Genomic DNA, 20,703 nt, shown 5'->3' on the forward strand with positions numbered 1-20,703 from the left:
TCGACGAGAAGAGATCATGGCCACCATCCCGCTGACCAAACGCGGCGCCGAGAAATTGAAGGAAGAGCTCCACCGCCTGAAGTCGGTGGAGCGGCATGCCGTGATCCAGGCGATCGCAGAGGCGCGTGCGCAGGGTGATCTGTCGGAGAACGCCGAGTACGAGCCGCCAAGGACAAGCAGGGCTTCATCGAGGGACGCATCCTCGAGATCGAAAGCAAGATGGCGGCGGCACAGATCATCGATCCTGCGATGCTGGACGCTGGCGGGCGGGTGGTGTTCGGCGCGACGGTCGAGCTGGAGGAGGAGAGCTCGGGCGACAGCGTCACGTACCAGATCGTCGGTGACGACGAGGCCGACCTGAAGCAGGGCTGATCTCGGTCAGCTCGCCGATCGCGCGCGCGATGATCGGCAAGGAAGCCGGCGACGTGGCGGAGTTCCAGGCGCCCGGCGGCACGCGCCGCTACGAGATCGTCGAGGTCCGCTACCTGTGAGCGGCGCCAGCCTGGTGGCCGTGCCTGAACGGCTGCGGCGCCTGATCCCCGGCCTGTGGTTCGGCGTGTTGCTGGCCATTGCCCTCATCGCCGCCCCCAGCCTGTTCAGCTTGCTGGACCGGCCGTCGGCCGGGCGGGTGGCGGCGCGGCTGTTCGCGCTCGAGGCCCAGCTCAGCTTGGCGCTGTGCGTGCTGCTCGGGCTGCTGGAGCGCCTGCGGGCCGGCCGCCGCGCGAAGGCCGGGCAGGGCTCGCCGGTCAGCGCCGAACTGCTGCTGCTGCTGGGTGTGCTGTTCTGCACCGTGCTCGGCCACTACGCGCTGCAGCCGATGATGGAGGCCGCACGCGCCGGGGAGGGGCGCTGGTCGTTCGGCGCGCTGCACGGCGTGTCGACGACCCTCTACGCCGTGAAGAGCCTGTTGGTCGCTACATTGGCTTGGCGGGCGGCACGGGGCTGACGTCCCGGTTCGGTGCTTCCGCAGCGTGCGGAGGCCGATTGTTTGCCGCCCCGAGGAGAGTCGCTTCATGACGTCCATGCCGCCGCCGCTGAAACGGACGCTGACGAGCATCTTCCTCGCCGGCTTGCTGGCTGCGCTGCCATTGGCTGCCACGCTTCTGGTCATCGTGTGGGTGCTGCGCCTGCTGTTCGCCTATGTCGGGCCGGGCAGCTTCATCGGTCAGCGACTGGTGGCGCTGGGCCTGGGCGGCGGCAGCTCCGAGGTGCTGGGCTACCTGATCGGCGTTGCCTGGTGCTGGCGGCGATCTTCGCGCTCGGTGTCGTGGTCCAGACGCGCCTGCGCGGCTGGCTGGCACGCAGCGTCGACGCGCTGATCCAGCGCATTCCGGTCGTGCGCAGCATTTACGGCATCACCCAGCGCTTCGTCGAACTGCTGTCGCCGCGCGGGGCCGACGGCGGCGGGCTTCAGTCGATGCGGCCGGTCTGGTGCCACTTCGGCGGACCGGGCGGCGTGGCGGTGCTGGGCCTGCTGTCGGCCGCCGAGACCATCGACCTGGGCGGTGCGCGTTACCACGCAGTGCTGGTGCCGACCGCCCCGGTGCCGGTCGGCGGCGGGTTGCTCTACGTGCCGCAGGCGTGGATCACGCCGGCCGAGATCGGCATCGACGCGCTGACGAGCATCTACGTTTCCATGGGCGTCACCTCGGCCCAGTACCTGCCGCAGACGCCGGCAGACGGCCGATGACTCAGTCGCCCAGTTTCTTCTTGCTTGGCAGCCGCTCCTTGGCCCGCTTGACGATGCCGCCGGAGGTGATGCGCTGGTTGCCCAGCACGGTGAGCTTCTTCACCTGGGCACGGTGGTTGCCGCTCTTGGAGAACTTCAGGATCTTCACCACCCGCGGGCCGGCCTGGCGGTGTTCGTCCGGCGTCTTTTCCTTCGGCTCGACCGGGCGCCACAGCACCAGCAGCTTGCCGATGTGCTGGACGGGCGCCGCGCCGAGCTGTTCGCACAGCGTGGCGAAGATCGCTTCGCGGGTCTCGCGTTCGTCGGAGAACACGCGTACCTTGATCAGGCCATGGGCCTTCAGCGCGGCGTCTGCCTCCTTGGTGACGGCGGGAGTCAGGCCCTCGCCGCCGATCATCACGACCGGATCGAGGTGGTGCGCATCGGCACGGTGGGCCTTGCGCTCGGCAGGCGTGAGTTGAATGGCAGGCATCCCCGTATTATCGACGCGACATGAAAGTCAAAACCAAGAGCAAGAAGGTCAACAAGGCGTGGCTCAACGATCACATCAACGATCCCTACGTCAAGCTGGCCCAGAAGGAGGGCTACCGGGCCCGTGCCGCCTACAAGCTCAAGGAGATCGATGAGGCGCTGGGGCTGATCAAGCCGGGCCAGGTCGTCGTCGACCTCGGCGCGGCACCCGGCGCCTGGAGCCAGTACCTGCGCCGCAGGTTCGCACCCAAGGAGGCCGGCGCCGGCGGCGCCGCGGCCGGTGCACTGAACGGCCGCATCATTGCACTCGACCTCCTGGATTTCGAGCCGATCGAGGGCGTGCAGTTCATCCAGGGCGATTTCCACGATGAGGCGGTGCTTGCGGAATTGAGCGCCGCGATCGGCGGGCGCGGCGTCGACGTGGTCGTGTCGGACATGGCGCCGAACCTCTCTGGCATCGCTCCTCAGATTCCGCGCGCATCGCGCTGCTGGTGGAGCTGGCGGTCGAATTCGCCGAAACCCACCTCCATCCGCACGGCGCGCTGGTCTGCAAGGTGTTCCACGGCAGCGGCCACAGCCAGCTGGTCGAGCTGTTCAAGAAGCGTTTCCGGGTCGTGAAACCGATCAACCCAAGGCATCTCGTGACAAGTCGTCGGAAACCTTTCTGGTCGGCATCGGTCTCAAATCGAGGTGAAACCGGCGGAAATTCCCGCGAATCCAGGCCTTGACCTATCGCAGCCGATGACAAAGCCGATCGGCGTCCCGGGGTTGACTGGACTAAACTCGGCCCCATATCCCGCGAGAGTGAGACATATCCCGTGCAGCAAGTGAGTGACGCCCATTTCGGGCAGGATTCGGTGAAGGAGCCGCGGTGAACAATCAATGGTTCTCGAAGGTCGCTGTCTGGCTGGTGATCGCCCTGGTGCTGTTCACCGTGTTCAAGCAGTTCGACCGCACGGCGGCCGCGGGCGGGCAGATCGGCTATTCCGACTTCCTCGAAGAGGTGCGCAGCAAGCGCATCTCGACCGTTACCCTGCAGGAGAGCGGCAACGGTGCGACGGAGATCCGGGCGGCCACCACCGATGGCAAGACGCTGCGCACCACCGCCACTTACCTTGATCGGGGGCTGGTCGGAGACCTGATCAACAACGGCGTGAAGTTCGACGTCAAGCCGCGGGAGGAGCCGTCGATCTTGATGAGCATCCTGCTCAGCTGGGGTCCGATGTTGCTGCTGATCGGCGTGTGGATCTATTTCATGCGACAGATGCAGGGCGGCGGCAAGGGCGGCGCCTTCAGTTTCGGCAAGTCCAAGGCGAGGATGCTGGACGAAGCCAACAACTCCACCACGTTTGCCGACGTTGCCGGTTGTGACGAAGCGAAAGAGGAAGTCAAGGAGTTGGTCGACTTCCTGAAGGACCCGCAGAAGTTCCAGAAGCTCGGTGGGCGCATCCCGCGCGGCGTGTTGCTGGTCGGCCCGCCAGGCACCGGCAAGACCCTGCTCGCCAAGGCGATCGCCGGCGAGGCGAAGGTGCCGTTCTTCTCGATCTCGGGTTCCGACTTCGTCGAGATGTTCGTCGGTGTCGGCGCGGCGCGTGTGCGCGACATGTTCGAGCAGGCCAAGAAGAGCGCGCCCTGCATCATCTTCGTCGATGAAATCGACGCGGTCGGGCGCCACCGCGGCGCTGGCCTGGGCGGCGGCAACGACGAACGCGAGCAAACGCTGAATCAGATGTTGGTCGAGATGGACGGCTTCGAGACCAACCTCGGCGTCATCGTGATGGCGGCCACCAACCGGCCCGACATCCTGGATCCGGCTCTGCTGCGTCCGGGCCGTTTCGACCGCCAGGTCTACGTGACGCTGCCCGACGTGCGGGGCCGCGAGCAGATCCTGAACGTGCACATGCGCAAGGTGCCGATCGGCCAGGACATCCGCGCCGACATCCTGGCGCGCGGCACGCCGGGCTTCTCGGGTGCCGACCTGGCCAACCTAGTCAACGAGGCGGCCCTGTTCGCCGCGCGGCGCAGCGCCCGCGTGGTCGAGATGGCCGACTTCGAGAAGGCCAAGGACAAGATCATGATGGGCCCCGAGCGCAAGTCCATGGTCATGCCAGAGGAGGAGCGCCGCAACACCGCCTACCACGAGGCTGGCCACGCACTGGTGGCGCGTCTGATGCCCAAGACCGACCCGGTGCACAAGGTCACCGTGATCCCGCGTGGCCGCGCGCTGGGCGTGACCATGCAGTTGCCGGAGACCGACCGCTACAGCATGGACAAGGAGCGCATGCTGAGTACGATCTCGGTGCTGTTCGGCGGACGAATCGCCGAAGAGGTGTTCATGAACCAGATGACCACCGGCGCCAGCAACGACTTCGAGCGCGCGACCCAGATCGCCCGCGACATGGTGATGCGCTATGGCATGACCGACGAACTGGGCCCGATGGTCTACTCCGAGAACGAAGGCGAGGTCTTCCTCGGCCGCTCGGTCACGAAGACGACCAACATGTCCGAAGAGACGATGCGCAAGGTCGACTCGGTGATCCGCCGCATCATCGACGAGCAGTACACCACCGCCCGCAAGCTCATCGAGGACAACCAGGACAAGATGCACGCGATGGCGAAGGCGCTGCTGGAATGGGAAACCATCGACGCGGAGCAGATCGACGACATCATGGGCGGCAAGCCGCCGCGGCCGCCGAAGGACTGGACGCCCAGTAGCGCGGCCGGCGTCAACGGCGGCAGCGGCAACGGCGGCACGCCGGCCGTCAGCACCGACGGTGCTCCGGCCGCGGTCTGACGTTCCGCTCGTTTGTCGATCGCGCAACGGGGCTTCGGCCCCGTTTGCTTTGAGCGGATCTCTTTTCCCCACTGACCCCACGATGTTCTGGCAGACCACGCGATTCCGCATCGATCTCGTCGCCCCGCGCGTCATGGGCATCGTCAACGTCACGCCGGACTCCTTCTCCGATGGCGGGCTGCATGGGGGCGCCGCCGGGGCGCTGGCCCACTGCGAGCAGTTGCTGAAGGACGGCGCCGACATCCTCGACATTGGTGGCGAATCGACCCGCCCGGGCGCGGAGCCGGTGCCGCTGCAGGACGAACTGGCACGCGTGCTGCCGGTGCTGCGCGGCGCGATGGCGCTCGGCGTACCTGTGTCGCTCGACAGCTACAAGCCCGAGGTGATGCGCGCCGCGCTCGACCTCGGTGTGGACATCGTCAACGACATCAAGGCGCTGCGCGAACCCGGGGCTCTGGACGTGGTGACCGCGCATGCGAACTGCGGCGTCTGCCTGATGCACATGCGCGGCGACCAGCCGAAGACCATGCAGGACGGCGATCCGCAGTACGACGACGTGGTGACCGAGGTGCGCTCCTTCCTGCGGGCGCGCGTTGAAGCGCTGCGAGCGCGGGGCGTCGACGACGCCCGGATCACGCTCGACCCGGGCATCGGCTTCGGCAAGCGCACCGAGCACAACGTGGCGCTGCTGGTCCGTCAGCAAGAGCTGCTGGGCCTGGGGCTGCCGCTGCTGGCGGGCTGGTCGCGCAAGGGCGTGCTGGGCCGGCTGACCGGCCGCGAGCTCGGCGACCGCCTGGTGCCCAGCGTCGCGGCGGCGCTCGCCTCGGTGCAGCGCGGGGCGCGCATCGTGCGCGTGCACGACGTGGCCGCCACCGTCGATGCGTTGAAAGTGTGGCGGGCTGCCGGTCTTTGCCCCTGAGCGCAGGGTTCGCCTCGCCGGGCGCCCGGCACAATGGCACCCCATGAGCAGAACCTATTTCGGCACCGACGGCATCCGTGGCGCCGTCGGCCAGGCACCGATCACGCCCGACTTCGTGTTGCGCCTCGGTCATGCGGTCGGTCGGGTGCTGAAATCGCAACAGACCTCCCCGGCGTCGCGGCCCACGGTGCTGATCGGCAAGGACACGCGCATCTCGGGCTACATGCTGGAGTCGGCCCTGGAGGCGGGCTTCGCGTCGGCCGGCGTCGACGTGTTGCTGACCGGCCCGCTGCCCACCCCCGGCGTGGCCTACCTCACCCGGGCACTGCGGCTCAACCTGGGTGTCGTCATCAGTGCCTCGCACAATCCCTACGGCGACAACGGCATCAAGTTCTTCTCGTCCAAGGGGGAGAAGCTGCCCGACCGCTGGGAGCAGCAGGTCGAGGCCACCGTCGAGGAGCCGGCGCAGTGGGTCGACTCCAGTGGGCTCGGCAAGGCGCGCCGGCTCGACGATGCCCAGGGCCGCTACATCGAGTTCTGCAAGAGCACGGTGGCCGGTGAGCTGAGCCTGAAGGGCCTGAAGCTGGTGGTCGATGGCGCCCACGGCGCCGCCTACCAGGTGGCGCCCGCGGTGTTCCACGAACTCGGTGCCGAGGTGATCTCCATCGGGTGCAACCCGAACGGGCTCAACATCAACGACGGCTTCGGGGCCACCCATCCCGAGGCGCTGGTGAGCGCCGTGCAGGCCCATCAGGCCGACTACGGCATCGCGCTCGATGGCGATGCCGACCGACTGCAACTGGTCGATGCCACGGGTCGTCTCTACAACGGCGACGAACTGCTGTACCTGATGACGCTCGACCGACTCGCGGCCGAGCCGTCGGAAGACGCTGCGCCGTCGCGCGTCGGCGTGCCCGGCGTGGTCGGGACGCTGATGACCAATCTCGCGGTGGAGCAGGCCCTCGCGGCGCGTGGCGTCGCATTCGTGCGCGCCAAGGTCGGGGACCGCTACGTGCTCGAGGAATTGCTGGCGCGCGGCTGGCAGCTCGGCGGCGAGGGCTCGGGTCATCTGATCGCGCTGGACAAGCACACCACCGGCGACGGGCTCGTCAGCGCATTGCAGGTGCTGCAGGCGGTGGTGCGCAGCGGGCGCACCCTGGCGCAACTGCTGGAGGGGTTGACGCTGTTTCCGCAGGTGCTGCTCAATGTCCGGCTGCAGCCGGGTCAGGACTGGAAGGCCAGCGCCGCGCTCGCCGAGGCGCAGCGCGAGTCGGTGGCTGAACTGGGCGACCGCGGCCGCATCCTGATCCGGCCGTCCGGCACCGAGCCGCTGCTGCGCGTGATGGTCGAGGCCAGCGACGCAGCCCTGGCGCAACGCTGCGCCCAGCGCATGGCCGACGCGGTGCGCCGAGCTTGATCCGACGTGCGCGGGCCGCCTTGGCTCGGGCACGCCGCCCACGTCACTTCTTGACCGGCGGGATCAGCACCTTGTCGATCACATGCACCACGCCGTTGCTGGCGAGCACGTCGCTCTGGGTCACCAGCGCTTCATCGACCGTCAGGAAGGTTCCGGCCTTTGCTACCGCCAGGTTGGCGCCTTGCGCGGTCTTCAGGTTGCCCGGTTGCACGTCGGCCGCCAGCACCTTGCCCGGGGCCACGTGGTACAGCAGCACCGCCTTGAGCTGTTCCTTGTCCTTGCTCAGGGCGTCCAGGGTCTTGGACGGCACGGCCTTGAAGGCGTCGTCGGTCGGCGCGAACACGGTGTAGGGGCCGGTGCCGCTCAGTGTCTCGGCGAGGCCCGCCTCGGCGATCAGCTTGTTCAGGGTCGACAGCGAGGGCGTCGCGGCCGCGGTGCCGGCGATCGTCTTCGGCGCTGGGGTCGAAGCGCAGCCGGCCAGGGCCAGCCAGGCGGCCGAGGTGGCGAGCAGCAGGGTGCGTTTGTTCATGGAAACTCCTGTTTCTGTGAAGGGGCGGCGGAGGCTCAAGCCCACCAAGCCGATCGCCGCGGAGCATAGAAGTCGATCGTGACACTCCGGTGACGGATCGGCGAGGGCGCTGTCACGAAAAAGTCCAGGCCCGCCACTGTCGGCGGCGCGTCATGGCTCTGTCACAAAGCCCACCTAGAGTGCGGCCCATCGATCCACCAAGCTTCGAAAGGGCTGCTCATGAACGTTTCTCTCCTCCGCTCCACCCTCGCGGCGGTCGCGCTGATCGCCGTGGCCGGCACTGCCTCGGCGCAGGACATCACCGGCGCCGGCGCCTCCTTCCCGGCCCCGGTCTATTCGAAGTGGGCCGATGCGTACAACAAGGCCACCGGCGCGCGCCTCAACTACCAGTCGATCGGTTCGGGCGGCGGGATCAAGCAGATCAAGGCCAAGACGGTCGATTTCGGTGCGTCCGATGCGCCGCTGAAGGACGAAGAGCTGGCCAAGGACGGCATGGTGCAGTTCCCGACCGTGATCGGCGGCGTGGTCCCGGTCGTCAACATCAAGGGCATCGCCCCAGGCCAGATGAAGCTGACCGGCCAGGTGCTGGGTGACATCTATCTGGGGAAGATCACCAAGTGGAACGACCCCGCGATCGCCGCGCTCAACGCCGGCGTGACGCTGCCCGATGCCTCGATCGCCGCGGTGCGCCGCGCCGACGGTTCGGGCACCACCTTCCTGTTCACGAACTACCTGTCCAAGGTCAACGCGGAATGGAAGACCAAGGTCGGTGAAGGCACCGCGGTCAACTGGCCGACCGGCGCCGGCGGCAAGGGCAACGAGGGCGTGTCGGCTTTCGTGCAGCGTCTGCCGAACTCGATCGGCTATGTCGAGTACGCGTACGCCAAGCAGAACAAGATGTCGCACGTGATGCTGAAGAACAGGGACGGCCAGTTCGTCGGTCCGGACGAAGACAACTTCAAGGCCGCCGCTGCCGGCGCGGAATGGGCGAAGAGCTTCTACCAGGTGCTGACCGAGCAGCCGGGCAAGGAAGCCTGGCCGATCACCGGCGCGACCTTCATCCTGATGCACAAGTCTCAGGACAAGCCCGAGAGCGCCGCCAACGCGCTGAAGTTCTTCGAGTGGGCCTACAGCAGCGGCGACAAGATGGCGGCCGACCTCGACTACGTGCCGATGCCCGACACCGTCAAGACGATGATCCGCAAGCTGTGGGCGGACAACATCAAGGACGCCTCCGGCAAGGCCGTCGCCTACAAGTGACCTGCCACGCCGACCCTGGGAGGGGTCGGTTCGAGGGGAGGCGCGCATGCGCCTCCCTGTTGCTGCAACGAAGGAGGAGGCGACGTGGCCGCTACACTGCCTGCAACCCCGTACCCCGATCAAGACAAGATGGAACGATCCGACCCGCAGGATCGGCCGCCGGTCGTGCGCAAGGCGGCGCCCTGGGCCGACACCGTGTTCTCGGTGCTTGCACACGCGGCCGCCATCCTGACCCTCGGCCTGCTGGTCGGCATCATCGTGTCGCTGATCATCGGCGCCGGACCGGCCATCCAGGAATACGGCCTGAGTTTCCTGTGGCGCAGCGAATGGGATCCGGTCCAGAACCAGTATGGCGGGCTGGTGATGATCTACGGCACCGTGATGACCTCGTTCATCGCGTTGCTGATCGGCGTGCCGGTGAGCTTCGGCATCGCGCTGTTCCTGACCGAACTCTCCCCCGGCTGGCTGAAGCGGCCGCTGGGCGTGGCGATCGAACTGCTGGCCGCCGTGCCGTCGATCGTCTACGGCATGTGGGGGTTGCTGGTGTTCGCCCCCATCCTCTCGACCTACGTGCAGCAGCCGCTGCAGGGCGCCTTCGATGGCGTGCCGGTGCTGGGCACGCTGTTCAGCGGCCCGCCGGTGGGCATCGGCATCCTGTCGGCCGGGATCATCCTGGCGATCATGATCATTCCCTTCATCGCCTCGGTGATGCGCGACGTGTTCGAGGTCACGCCGCCGATGCTCAAGGAGTCGGCCTACGGTCTCGGCTCCACCACCTGGGAGGTGGTGTCGAAGGTCGTGCTGCCGTACACCAAGACCGGCGTCATCGGCGGCATCATGCTGGGGCTGGGGCGTGCACTGGGCGAGACGATGGCGGTCACCTTCGTCATCGGCAACTTCAACCAGCTCAATTCGTTGTCGCTGTTCGAGGCGGCGAACAGCATCACCTCGGCCCTGGCCAACGAGTTCGCCGAGGCCGGCGAGGGCCTGCACCAGGCGTCTCTGATCTACCTGGGCCTGGTCCTGTTCTTCATCACCTTCGTGGTGCTGGCCTGTTCGAAGCTGCTGCTGGCGCAGTTGAAGAAGGGTGAAGGGAGTCGCTCATGAGCAGCATTGCAAGTCCTTCCGCAGCCGCGTTGCAGGCCTCGCGGCTGAGCAAGCACGCCAGCCGCAAGCGCATCAACGCGATCGCGTTGATGCTCTCGCTGGCGGCCATGTCCTTCGGTGTGTTCTGGTTGATCTGGATCCTGATCGAGACGGTGCGTCTGGGGGTCGGCGGCCTCGCGCTGTCACTGTTCACCGAGATGACGCCGCCGCCGCAGGCCGAGACCGGTGGTCTGGCGAACGCGATCTTCGGCTCGCTGTTGATGGTGTCGCTCGCGACGGCCATCGGCACGCCGGTCGGCGTGCTAGCCGGGGTCTACCTAGCCGAGTACGGCCAGAAGACATGGCTGGGCAGCGTCACGCGCTTCATCAACGACATCCTGCTGTCGGCGCCGTCGATCGTGATCGGCCTGTTCATCTACGCCGTCGTCGTGGCGCAGATGAAGAGCTTCTCCGGCCTGGCCGGCGTGATGGCGCTGGCGCTGATCGTGATCCCGGTGGTGATCCGCACCACCGAGAACATGCTGAGCCTCATCCCGAACTCACTGCGCGAGGCAGCGTATGCGCTGGGCACGCCGAAGTGGAAGGTCATCATGACCGTGACGCTGAAATCGGCTCGCGCTGGCGTGATGACGGGCGTGCTGCTCGCCATTGCCCGCATCGCCGGCGAAACCGCGCCGCTGCTGTTCACCGCGCTGTCCAACCAGTTCTGGACCACCGACCTGAACCAGCCGATGGCCAGCCTGCCGGTCACGATCTTCAAGTTCGCGCTGAGCCCGTACGAGAACTGGCAGAAGCTGGCGTGGGCCGGGGTGTTCCTGATCACGATCGGCGTGCTGGTGCTCAACATCCTGGCGCGCGTGCTGTTCCGCAACAAACACTGACCAAGGACTCGACATGGACGTCAAAGTCGAACTGCCCGTGACCGAGAAGCCCAAGCTCGCGGTGCGCAACCTGAATTTCTACTACGGCCACTTCCATGCGCTGAAGAACATCCACCTCGACATTCCCGAGAACAAGGTCACGGCCTTCATCGGGCCGTCGGGCTGCGGCAAGTCGACGCTGCTGCGCACCTTCAACCGCATGTTCGAGCTCTATCCGGAGCAGCGTGCCGAAGGCCAGATCCTGCTCGACGGCGACAACATCCTGACCTCGAAGGACGATGTCTCGCTGATCCGCGCCAAGATCGGCATGGTGTTCCAGAAGCCCACGCCGTTCCCGATGTCGATCTACGACAACATCGCCTTCGGTGTGAAGCTGTTCGAGACCCTGCCGCGCGTGGAGATGGACGAGCGCGTCGAGTGGGCCTTGAAGAAGGCGGCGCTGTGGAACGAGGTCAAGGACAAGCTGGGCCAGAGTGGCTCCGGCCTGTCGGGCGGTCAGCAACAGCGCCTGTGCATCGCGCGCGGCATCGCGATCAAGCCCGAGGTGCTGCTGCTCGACGAGCCCTGTTCGGCACTGGACCCGATCTCTACCGGCAAGATCGAGGAACTGATCCACGAACTGAAGTCGGATTACACCGTGGTGATCGTCACGCACAACATGCAGCAGGCTGCCCGCTGTTCGGACTACACCGCCTACATGTACCTGGGCGACCTGATCGAGTTCGGCCCGACTTCGGAGCTCTTCATGAAGCCGAAGAAGAAGGACACCGAGGACTACATCACCGGCCGCTTCGGCTGAGCCAGGGGGAACGAACATGAGCGACAAGCATCTCTCGACGCAGTTCGACAGCGAACTCAGCGGCATCTCCACGCGCGTGCTCGAGATGGGCGGCCTGGTGGAGTCCCAGGTGGCACAGGCGATGTACGCCTTGACCAACTTCAGCAGCGAGACGGCGAGCCAGGTGCTGCTGCAGGAGGAGAAGGTCAACCAGATGGAACTGGACATCGACCGCGATCTCTCCAGCATCATCGCGCGGCGCCAGCCGACCGCGCGCGACCTGCGCCTGCTCACCGCCGTGAGCAAGACCATCGGCAACCTCGAGCGTGTCGGCGACGAGGCGGCGCGCGTGGCACGCACCGTGCAGCGACTGGTCAACACGGGCGTGTCGAGTCGCCTGCGGCTGCCGGTCTCCGACGTGTCCTTCGAGGCCACGCTGGCGATCGCGCTGCTGCGCAAGTCGCTCGACGCCTTCGCGCGCCTCGACGTGGAGAAGGCGATCGAGGTGATCAAGCAGGACGACCAGATCGACCAGGAGTTCGAAGGCCTGATGCGCAAGCTGATCACCTTCATGATGGAAGATCCGCGCACCATCTCGTCGAGCATCGACCTGGTGTTCGTGGCGAAGGCGATCGAGCGCGTGGGCGACCATGCCAAGAACCTGGCCGAGCAGATCATCTACATCGTCAAGGGCATGGACGTGCGCCACAACCCCGTCGAGACCGTGGAGTCGATGGTCAAGTGACTCTCATAAGGAGCGAACGATGAGCCGAGTGCTGGTGGTGGAAGACGAGTCGGCGATCGCCGAACTGATTTCGATCAACCTGCGGCATGCCGGCTACGAAGTGACGATCGCGGCCACCGCCGACCAGGCGCAGCTCGCGATCGACAGCGTGCTGCCCGATCTGGTGATCCTGGACTGGATGCTGCCAGGCCAGTCGGGTCTGGCGCTAGCGAAGCGCTGGCGCGGCGAGAGCCGCACCAAGGAGCTGCCGGTCATCATGCTGACCGCGCGCGCGGAGGAGGGCGACAAGGTCGCCGGCCTCGACGCGGGCGCCGACGACTACCTGACCAAGCCGTTCTCCACCCACGAGCTGATGGCGCGCATCCGTGCCGTGCTGCGCCGCAAGGCGCCGGAGGCGCTCGACAGCGCTGTCGAACTCGGCGTGCTGAGGCTCGACCCGTCGACGCGCCGCGTGGCGCGCGGCGAGCAGGAGGTCAAGATCGGCCTACCGAGTTCCGTCTGTTGCATTTCCTCATGACGCACCCCGAGCGGGTGCACAGCCGTGCCCAGTTGCTCGACCGCGTGTGGGGCGACCATGTCTTCATCGAGGAGCGCACGGTCGACGTGCATGTGAAGCGTCTGCGAGAAGCGCTGGCGCCGGTGGCCTGCTCGACGATGATCGAGACGGTGCGGGGCGCCGGCTACCGCCTGACGCAGCAGATGGCGGCCGCCGCGGCCTGATCGGCCGGCCACCCGCGGGGTGAGTCCACTTGACCTGGCTGTTTCCGCGCCTCTTCTCCTGCCTTGTCGCGCTGCTGCTGGGCGGGACGGTCGGCTATGTGACCGGCGCAGCGGTGCGCGCGCCGATCCTGGGTGCCTTGCTGGGTGGCGCGCTGGCGATCGGTTTGATCGCCGCCGTGGACACCCTGCGCGGCGCGCGGCTGATCGCCTGGTTGCGCGGCTCGCAGGACACCGACGCGCCGCGTGACGCCGGCTTCTGGGGCGAGATCGCCTACCGCGTCGAACGCGGCATCCGGGCGCGTGAGCGCAGCACGGTGCAGGAGAAGGCGCGGCTCGCACAGTTCCTCGACGCGATCGAGGCCTCGCCGAACGGCGTGCTGATGCTCGACGTCAACGGGCAGATCGACTGGTGCAATTCGGTGGCGGCCTCGCACTTCGGTCTCGACCCGCGGCGCGACCGGCTGCAGCGCATCACCAACCTCGTACGCGCGCCGGCCTTCGTGGCCTACCTGCAGGCCGGCGTCTACCGGGAGGCGGTGGTCTTCCCCAGCCCGAACGGCCTGGGCACGCTGTCGGTCCTGGTGCGCGACTATGGTGAAGGCATGAAGCTGGTGCTGTCGCAGGACATCACCGAGCGCGAACGGGCCGACGCCATGCGCCGTGATTTCGTGGCCAACGTGTCGCACGAGATCCGCACGCCGCTGACGGTGCTTTCGGGGTTCATCGAGACCATGAGCACGCTGCCGCTGACCGAGGTGGAGTCGCGTCGCGTGCTCGTGTTGATGAGCCAGCAGGCTCAGCGCATGCAGACGCTGGTGAGCGACCTGCTGACGCTCGCGCAGCTCGAGGGCAGCCCGCGTCCGGCCGCCGACCGCTGGATCGCGGTGTCGCGGCTGCTGCAGCTGGTCGAGGCCGACGCCCGCACGCTGTCGCAGGGCCGGCACACGCTGACGCTGGCTGGCGACGACAGTGCACAGATCGCCGGAGCCGAAACGGAGCTGCTGAGCGCGCTCACCAACCTGGCGAACAACGCCGTGCGCTACACACCCGAAGGCGGACGCATCGACATCAGCTGGCGCCGGCTGGCCGACGGCAGCGGCGAGTTCGCCGTCAGGGATACCGGCCTGGGCATCGAGCGTGAGCACCTTCCGCGCTTGACCGAGCGCTTCTACCGGGTCGATGGCAGCCGCTCGCGCGACACCGGCGGCACCGGCCTGGGACTGTCGATCGTGAAGCACGTCGCGCAGCGCCACGGCGGCGAACTCGACGTGCAGAGCGAGCCCGGCAAGGGCTCGACCTTCCGTCTCGTCTTTCCGGCCGCGCGCCTGCGCTGCGTGGCGGCGCCGACGACACCTCAGCCGGCCAGCGACCCGGAGGTCCCCGTGGGCGACCTCACGGCCGACACGCGCTGAAGCAGGGCCAGCAGCAACGCGCTGACGCAGCCGAGCGCCACCACGTTGGCCAGCCAGAATGCGGCCGGGCCCGCCAGCGCGTTCGGCCAGACCGGCGGCGGGCTGAAGGCGAGCCAGGCCCCGCCGGCCAGGCCGATGCCCCACAGCCCGATCGCATAGCTCAACGCCGGGAGCAGCGCGATGCGGTAGGCGCGCAGCGCGAAGGAGGCAATGCATTGAGTGGCGTCGGCGAGCTGGCTCGCGGCGACGAACAGCAGCAGCTGGGTGGCCACGGCCTGCACGGCCGGGTCCGGGCTGTAAGCGCGCGCGAGCGGGCCGCGCAGCCCGGCCAGCAGTGCACCGAGCATCGCCACCAGCGCCAGCGCGAGCCACAGGCCCTGCCGCCAGATGCGCCGCGCCTGCGTGCGGTCGCCGGCGCCGAGGGCCTGCGCAGTCTGGGCGCCGGTGGCGATGCCGATCGACAAGGGCAGCATGTACAGCACCGCCGCCACGTTGGCGGCGATCTGGTGTCCCGCCAGCGGCGTGGTGCCCAGGCGGGCGATGAACACCGCCATCAGCGCGAAGCCGGTCACTTCGAAGAACAGTGCCGCCCCGCTGGGCAGGCCGAGCCGCAGCAGTTCGCGCTGCGCGTCCCAGCGCGGCCGTGACCAGCGGGCGAACAGCTGCAGTTCGCGATAGGCCGGATGATGCATCAGCATCAGCGCGGCCACGCCGGCCAGCGTGCACTGCACGATCAGCGTGGCGATCGCGCATCCGGCCACACCGAGCGCCGGCACGCCGGCGCCTCCGAAGATCAGCCAGGCGTTGAGCGGCAGCTTGAGGCCCAGCGCCATCAGCTGGAGCAAGGTGACCAGCAGCGGCCGCGACAGGCCCTGGTTGAGGCCGCTGTAGACACGGAACAGCAGGCCCGCCGGCAGCGACCAGGCCAGCCAGCCGAGGTAGGACTGCACGCGCTCGAGCACCGCCGCATCCGTCCGGGCCCAGCTCAGCGCCAGGCCGGGGAAGAGCAGCACGGTCATGCCCGGCAGTGCGATCGCCAGCGCCAGCCACACGCCCTGCTGGAAGCTGCCGCGGACGCCTTCGTGGTTGCCCGCACCGTGATGGTGGCCCACCACCGGGATCAGCGCCTGGAGCACGCCGGTCAGCGCGATGTAGACGCAGATGTAGACCGCTGCTCCGATCGACAGCGCGGCCAGATCGGTGCTGTCGTGGCGACCGGTCATCACCGTGTCTGCCACGGTGTAGCCGATCACCGCCACCTGGCCGACCAGGATCGATGTGGCGTGGCGCGCGATGCGTCCGGTGGTCCCCGCGCCGCTCACCGGCCGGCGCTCGCGAGATCGCGTCGGTAGACGACGGTCTGCTCGGCGCGATCGGTCGGTCGGCGCTCGCGCGCCAGCAGCTTCCACCCGGGCCGCGCCAGCGTCTCGGTCACGGCGTTCGCGCGCGCCGTGGTCAGCAGGAACTCGCAGCCGGTTTGCGGCGGGACCGGGTGCGTCTCGACACGCCAGCCACCGTGGTACTCCAGCGCGGCCAGCTGGGCCCGTGGCAGGCCGACCGTGGCGATGCAGGCGTCGCTCGGCACATGCTGGGCGATGCGCTCGACCAGCGGGCGGTCGCTGCGCGCGTAGTCCAGAACCGGCAGCAACAGTGTCATGGCCAGCAGCCAGCACAGGCTCAGGCCGCCGGCCGGCAGCACGAGGCTCTTCCAGAGCACGGGACGATGGCGACCGGTGCGCCAGCGCACCAGCAGCAGCCACGCTAGGGTGCCGGCCACGGCCGCCAGCAGCGGGAACCACGCGAAGCTGCTCTGGTAGCCCGGCACCAGCCGGGCAACGTTGGAGGCGGTCTTGGCCGGCACCCCGGTCTGCAATGCGGCGTAGACGACCCACACCGCGATGGCGGCGATGCTGAAGAACGCGACCGAGAACCAGTCGATCGCGGCCGACACGCTGCGCTGCAGGGTCGGCAAGGCGAACGCGGCCAGCGCGGCCAGCGGCGGGAGGGCCAGCATCAGCGCCCGGTCGGAGCCGCCCATGCCGATGCAGGCGAGCAGCGCGACGGCTGCCGCGGTGGCGGGCACCGCGATGTGCCGATGCATCAGGTGGCCCCGCCAGCGCCACAGCGTCCAGCCGGCCATCGCCCAGGCCGGCCAGGCGAACCAGGCCAGCAACTGCACCACCTGGCTGACGTCGGGCGTGCCGAGCCGCCAGCTCCAGGCGCCGATCGCCAGCGCGATGGTGGACGCCAGCGCGGCAGCCCCCGCGATCCAGAGCGAGAACAGCCGGGCCAGCGGATAGCTGGACCGCAGGCAGACGACAGCGCCGGCCAGCGCGTAGCCCAGTCCGATGGCCGGCGCGCCGCTGGCGGCCAGTACCGGCAGGGCCAGCAGCACGGCCCCGCGCGACGCCCAGCGGCGCGAGACACTCGCCGCCATGGCATAGAAGAACAGCGCTGCCGCGAACAACTGCATCAGCTCCGGCGTGGTTTCGTGCCCCAGCTGCAGCAGGCCGAGCGTGGCCATCAGGGCCAGCAGGGCGCCGTCGGCGATGGCCCGCGCGTAGTCGACCGGGCTGGCCTCGCCGCCGAAGGCGAACGGCAGCGGCTGGGCGTTGTCGGTCCTGGCCAGGTGGTAGGTGCCGTACCAGGTGAAGACCAGCACGCCGACCAGCAGCAGCGCGAATGGCAGGCGGGCCGCGAGCGCCGGATCGAGCAGACCGCCGAACAAGTGGATGCCCAATGCACCGAGCCAATACGGCAGCAGGGCGCCGTCTGCCGGCAGCCCGGCAATCGAGGGCGACAACAGGTCGGCCCCACCCTGCGCCAGGCTGAACATGTAGCCGAAGGCGGTGATGTCGGCATTGCGCCAGGGATCTCTCCCGAACAGACCGGGCAGCACATAGGCGGCACAGAACAGCAGCAGCGCGCTGCGTGGCAGGCGCTCGACGGCACGCTGCGAGACAAGGGCGGGAGTGGGGGTGCTCAAGACGGAAGGGGCGGTGGCGACGACGCGGCATCTTGCAGCAAAAGCCGCGACCGCGAACGTAAAGCAGGCGCACCGAACGTGGCGGTGCCCCGGCAGGTCGCGGTCCCGGGGCCCGAGTCGGCAACAAAAAAGGCAGCCGAGGCTGCCTTTGCACGTGTGCGAACCGCCGTCACTTCTTGGCGCCGAGGTGCGCGAACTTGTTGCGGAACTTCTCGACGCGACCGCCCAGGGAGTCGACGCTCTTCTGGGTGCCGGTGTAGAACGGATGCGATTCGCTGGTGGTCTCGAGCTTGAACAGCGGCAGTTCGCGGCCGTCGTCCATCTTGACGGTTTCGCGGGTCTGGGCGCACGAACGCGTCACGAACTTGAAACCGTTGGAGAGGTCCACGAAGCACACGTCGCGGTAGCTGGGGTGAATGCCGTCTTTCATCTCGAATCCTCGCAGGGTCTGGGTGCGGGAGCCACGCTGAGTCGCCACTGCGGCCATACAACGCACTTTCCGCCATGGCGAAAGCCTGAAATTATGCCATGCATCAACGACTTAGGCCAGGGGCTCAGCCGCCGCGGCGCATCATGTCGAAGAAGTCGAGGTTGGTCTTCGTGGCCTTCATCTTGTCGAGGATGAACTCCATCGCCTCGATCTCGTCCATCGAATAGAGCAGCTTGCGCAAGATCCAGGTCTTCTGCAGGATCTCTGGCTTGAGCAGCAGCTCCTCGCGGCGGGTGCCCGACTTGTTCAGCAGGATCGACGGGTAGACGCGCTTCTCGGCCATGCGGCGATCCAGGTGGATCTCGCAGTTGCCGGTGCCCTTGAACTCCTCGTAGATCACCTCGTCCATGCGGCTGCCGGTGTCGACCAGCGCGGTGCCGATGATGGTCAGCGAACCGCCTTCCTCGATGTTGCGCGCGGCGCCGAAGAAGCGCTTGGGGCGCTGCAGCGCATTGGCATCGACGCCACCCGTCAGCACCTTGCCGGAGGAGGGAAGCACGTTGTTGTAAGCGCGCGCCAGGCGGGTGATCGAGTCGAGCAGGATCACCACGTCCTTCTTCAGCTCCACCAGCCGCTTGGCGCGCTCGATCACCATCTCGGCCACCTGCACGTGGCGTGCGGCGGGCTCGTCGAAGGTGGAACTGATGACCTCGCCGCGGATCGTGCGCTGCATCTCGGTCACTTCCTCGGGCCGCTCGTCGACCAGCAGCACGATCAGGTGCACTTCCGGGTAGTTGGCGGTGATGGCGTGCGCGAGGTTCTGCATCATCACCGTCTTGCCACTCTTCGGGGCCGACACCAGCAGCGCCCGCTGGCCCTTGCCCAGCGGGGCGATCAGATCGACGATGCGGCTGGTGATGTTCTCCTCGGCCTTGATGTCACGTTCGAGCTTGAACTGCTCCTTGGGGAACAAGGGCGTCAGGTTCTCGAACATGATCTTCTGCTTGTTCTCCTCCGGCGTGATGCCGTTGACGATGTCCACCTTCACCAGGGCGAAGTAGCGCTCGCCGTCCTTGGGGACGCGCACCTCGCCTTCGATCATGTCGCCGGTGTGCAGGTTGAAGCGGCGGATCTGGCTGGGGCTGAGGTAGATGTCGTCGGTGCTCGCGAGATAGCTCGCCTCGGGGGAGCGCAGGAAGCCGAAGCCGTCGGGCAGAACTTCCAGCACGCCGTCGCCGAACACCTGCTCGCCCTGCTTGGCGCGCTTCTTCATGATCGCGAACATCAGCTCCTGCTTGCGCATGCGGGCGCTGTTCTCGATCTCCAAGGTTTCGGCGACCTTGATCAGTTCGGATATGTGCTGGGCTTTGAGTTCGGATAGATGCATGAAGCGCACCTCGGGGGCAAGCGTGACCACCCGGAAAACGGGCGCCACCGGAGTCGGGCGATCGCAGGCTCTGGATAGGGCCCGGACCGCTCGCGGTCGGTGCCGATCGACATGCGATCGACGGTAGGACAGGTGTTCTGGGAGGGGGTGCCGGCTCCACGCGCTGGATGCAGCGTGGCGGCAATCTCGCTGGTGCTCGGGGCAGGCGGGTGGCCTCGCCCCGGCACGTTTGCAGCGATTATAGGTGGCCGTCGAGGAATGCGGTCAACTGCGACTTGTTCAGGGCGCCGACCTTGGTGGCGGCCAGTTGCCCGCCCTTGAACAGCATCAGCGTCGGAATGCCGCGGATACCGAACTTCGCCGGCACGTCGCGGTTCTCGTCGACGTTCATCTTCGCGATCTGCAGCTTGCTGCCGTAATCCTTGGCGACTTCGTCGAGGATCGGGGCAATCATCTTGCACGGGCCGCACCACTCGGCCCAGTAATCGACCAGCACGGGAGTACCGGACTTGAGCACGTCGTCGTCGAACGACGCATCGGAGACGTGTTTGATCAGTTCGCTGGCCATCATGGGTCCTTCAACTGCCGCCTGTCGTGCGCAGTTCGCACGAGCTTCCAGGGCACAATGATTTTGACACAAGGCCCCCTGGCGCGCCGCGCGGCGCCGGCCCTGCACGCTATGGGGACGATAGAAGGATCCCGCCCCTGAATCCGACACCGGACCCTGCCGCCAAGGACATGCCACCCGAGGCCGACCTGGCGGTCGCCGCATGCTGGACGCGCCTGGTGCGCGAGATCGCGGCGTTTTCGCGCCGCGAGGCCCTTGCATCGCGGGATGTCGTCGTGCTGCTGCCCTTTGCTCAGCATCTTTCGTTGGCGCGGGCCGCCTGGCTGGCGCTCGACCACGCGCCCTGGATACCGCGTTTCGAGACGACGCAGACCTTGCAGCGTTCGCTCGGTCCACCGCAGCCGGCCGCACCAGGCGAACTGGCTTTCGATCCGGTGGCCGATCCGCTGCAGGCCGCACAACTGCTGCGCGAGCAGGTTCCGGATTGGCCGCATCGCGATCCGCGCGGCTTCGCGCTCGCCGTCGCGCGCCTGAACGAGACGGCGCAGGTGCTGGCGCGCGCCAGGCTGGCGCTGCCGCCGGCCCAGCGCGCGGCCTGGCTCGAGAAGG

General features: G+C 67.6%; 19 protein-coding genes and 4 pseudogenes. 16 read left to right on the plus strand and 7 right to left on the minus strand.

Annotated features, from left to right (window positions below):
• Positions 1-16: 16 nt before the first annotated feature.
• From greA to Y694_RS23115, 4 genes and pseudogenes are all read left to right on the plus strand, one after another.
• Positions 17-491 (plus strand): annotated as a pseudogene (greA, locus tag Y694_RS03040) (transcription elongation factor GreA).
• Positions 488-946: a DUF4149 domain-containing protein gene (locus Y694_RS03045; protein WP_011828863.1), complete on the plus strand. Its 459-nt coding sequence runs from the start codon at positions 488-490 to the stop codon at positions 944-946. The pseudogene greA and the gene Y694_RS03045 overlap by 4 nt, the downstream one beginning before the upstream one ends.
• Before the next feature lie 67 nt (positions 947-1,013).
• Positions 1,014-1,319, plus strand: coding sequence for a hypothetical protein (locus Y694_RS24645; protein WP_051495532.1), 306 nt, complete (start codon positions 1,014-1,016; stop codon positions 1,317-1,319).
• On the plus strand, positions 1,238-1,690 hold the full coding sequence (locus Y694_RS23115; protein ID WP_197028720.1) for a DUF502 domain-containing protein: 453 nt from the start codon (positions 1,238-1,240) through the stop codon (positions 1,688-1,690). The genes Y694_RS24645 and Y694_RS23115 overlap by 82 nt, the downstream gene beginning before the upstream one ends.
• Position 1,691: 1 nt before the next feature.
• Here Y694_RS23115 and Y694_RS03055 read toward each other — a convergent pair whose 3' ends face one another.
• A complete protein-coding gene (locus tag Y694_RS03055) occupies positions 1,692-2,162 on the minus strand; it encodes a YhbY family RNA-binding protein (protein ID WP_036229709.1) in 471 nt (156 codons plus the stop codon).
• Between the two features lie 20 nt (positions 2,163-2,182).
• Here Y694_RS03055 and Y694_RS03060 point away from each other — a divergent pair.
• From Y694_RS03060 to glmM, 4 genes and pseudogenes are all read left to right on the plus strand, one after another.
• Positions 2,183-2,855: pseudogene (locus tag Y694_RS03060) on the plus strand (RlmE family RNA methyltransferase).
• A 177-nt stretch (positions 2,856-3,032) separates the two neighbouring features.
• A complete protein-coding gene (gene ftsH / locus Y694_RS03065) occupies positions 3,033-4,955 on the plus strand; it encodes an ATP-dependent zinc metalloprotease FtsH (protein ID WP_011828867.1) in 1,923 nt (640 codons plus the stop codon).
• Between the two features lie 82 nt (positions 4,956-5,037).
• Positions 5,038-5,874, plus strand: coding sequence for a dihydropteroate synthase (gene folP, locus Y694_RS03070; RefSeq protein WP_036229710.1), 837 nt, complete (start codon positions 5,038-5,040; stop codon positions 5,872-5,874).
• A gap of 43 nt (positions 5,875-5,917) precedes the next feature.
• On the plus strand, positions 5,918-7,291 hold the full coding sequence (glmM, locus tag Y694_RS03075) for a phosphoglucosamine mutase (protein WP_036229713.1): 1,374 nt from the start codon (positions 5,918-5,920) through the stop codon (positions 7,289-7,291).
• 43 nt (positions 7,292-7,334) lie between these two features.
• On the opposite strand, the gene Y694_RS03080 is transcribed toward glmM, so the two are convergent.
• On the minus strand, positions 7,335-7,820 hold the full coding sequence (locus Y694_RS03080; protein WP_036229716.1) for a fasciclin domain-containing protein: 486 nt from the start codon (positions 7,818-7,820) through the stop codon (positions 7,335-7,337).
• A 219-nt stretch (positions 7,821-8,039) separates the two neighbouring features.
• On the opposite strand from Y694_RS03080, the gene pstS reads away from it, so the two are divergent.
• From pstS to phoR, 7 genes and pseudogenes are all read left to right on the plus strand, one after another.
• Positions 8,040-9,080, plus strand: a complete 1,041-nt coding sequence (gene pstS, locus Y694_RS03085; RefSeq protein WP_036229718.1) for a phosphate ABC transporter substrate-binding protein PstS — start codon at positions 8,040-8,042, stop codon at positions 9,078-9,080.
• 129 nt (positions 9,081-9,209) lie between these two features.
• On the plus strand, positions 9,210-10,187 hold the full coding sequence (gene pstC, locus Y694_RS03090; protein WP_049820778.1) for a phosphate ABC transporter permease PstC: 978 nt from the start codon (positions 9,210-9,212) through the stop codon (positions 10,185-10,187).
• Positions 10,184-11,068 (plus strand): phosphate ABC transporter permease PstA, encoded by an 885-nt coding sequence (pstA, locus tag Y694_RS03095; RefSeq protein ID WP_036229721.1) that lies wholly within the window; start codon positions 10,184-10,186, stop codon positions 11,066-11,068. The genes pstC and pstA overlap by 4 nt, the downstream gene beginning before the upstream one ends.
• Before the next feature lie 13 nt (positions 11,069-11,081).
• Complete coding sequence (pstB, locus tag Y694_RS03100) at positions 11,082-11,867, plus strand: phosphate ABC transporter ATP-binding protein PstB (RefSeq protein ID WP_011828874.1); 786 nt, start codon at positions 11,082-11,084, stop codon at positions 11,865-11,867.
• 16 nt (positions 11,868-11,883) lie between these two features.
• The gene (gene phoU, locus Y694_RS03105) at positions 11,884-12,591 is read left to right on the plus strand and encodes a phosphate signaling complex protein PhoU (RefSeq protein WP_011828875.1); all 708 of its coding nucleotides are present in this window, start codon (positions 11,884-11,886) and stop codon (positions 12,589-12,591) included.
• Positions 12,592-12,610: 19 nt separating this feature from the next.
• Positions 12,611-13,311: pseudogene (gene phoB, locus Y694_RS03110) on the plus strand (phosphate regulon transcriptional regulator PhoB).
• A 29-nt stretch (positions 13,312-13,340) separates the two neighbouring features.
• Positions 13,341-14,723 (plus strand): phosphate regulon sensor histidine kinase PhoR, encoded by a 1,383-nt coding sequence (gene phoR / locus Y694_RS03115; protein WP_036229726.1) that lies wholly within the window; start codon positions 13,341-13,343, stop codon positions 14,721-14,723.
• Here the strand turns inward: phoR and Y694_RS03120 are convergent.
• The 5 genes from Y694_RS03120 to trxA all read right to left on the minus strand — a co-directional run bounded on the left by Y694_RS03120 (position 14,666) and on the right by trxA (position 20,094).
• A complete protein-coding gene (locus tag Y694_RS03120; protein ID WP_051495534.1) occupies positions 14,666-16,045 on the minus strand; it encodes an MATE family efflux transporter in 1,380 nt (459 codons plus the stop codon). The two genes, phoR and Y694_RS03120, sit on opposite strands and share 58 nt — an antisense overlap.
• Positions 16,042-17,709 carry a hypothetical protein gene (locus tag Y694_RS03125; protein ID WP_036229729.1) on the minus strand — a complete coding sequence of 556 codons (1,668 nt, stop codon included), beginning with the start codon at positions 17,707-17,709 and terminating at the stop codon, positions 16,042-16,044. The genes Y694_RS03120 and Y694_RS03125 overlap by 4 nt, the downstream gene beginning before the upstream one ends.
• Positions 17,710-17,878: 169 nt before the next feature.
• Positions 17,879-18,139, minus strand: a complete 261-nt coding sequence (locus Y694_RS03130) for a type B 50S ribosomal protein L31 (RefSeq protein ID WP_036229732.1) — start codon at positions 18,137-18,139, stop codon at positions 17,879-17,881.
• A gap of 124 nt (positions 18,140-18,263) precedes the next feature.
• Entirely contained in the window at positions 18,264-19,526 is a 1,263-nt protein-coding gene (rho, locus tag Y694_RS03135) for a transcription termination factor Rho (protein ID WP_036229752.1), read from the minus strand.
• Positions 19,527-19,764: 238 nt separating this feature from the next.
• Positions 19,765-20,094 carry a thioredoxin TrxA gene (gene trxA / locus Y694_RS03140; RefSeq protein WP_011828882.1) on the minus strand — a complete coding sequence of 110 codons (330 nt, stop codon included), beginning with the start codon at positions 20,092-20,094 and terminating at the stop codon, positions 19,765-19,767.
• A gap of 170 nt (positions 20,095-20,264) precedes the next feature.
• Here trxA and Y694_RS03145 point away from each other — a divergent pair.
• A pseudogene (locus Y694_RS03145) lies at positions 20,265-20,703 on the plus strand (hypothetical protein); the annotation flags it as partial.

Origin of the sequence: Methylibium sp. T29-B (assembly GCF_000576225.1) — a bacterium.
GTDB lineage: Bacteria > Pseudomonadota > Gammaproteobacteria > Burkholderiales > Burkholderiaceae_C > Methylibium > Methylibium petroleiphilum.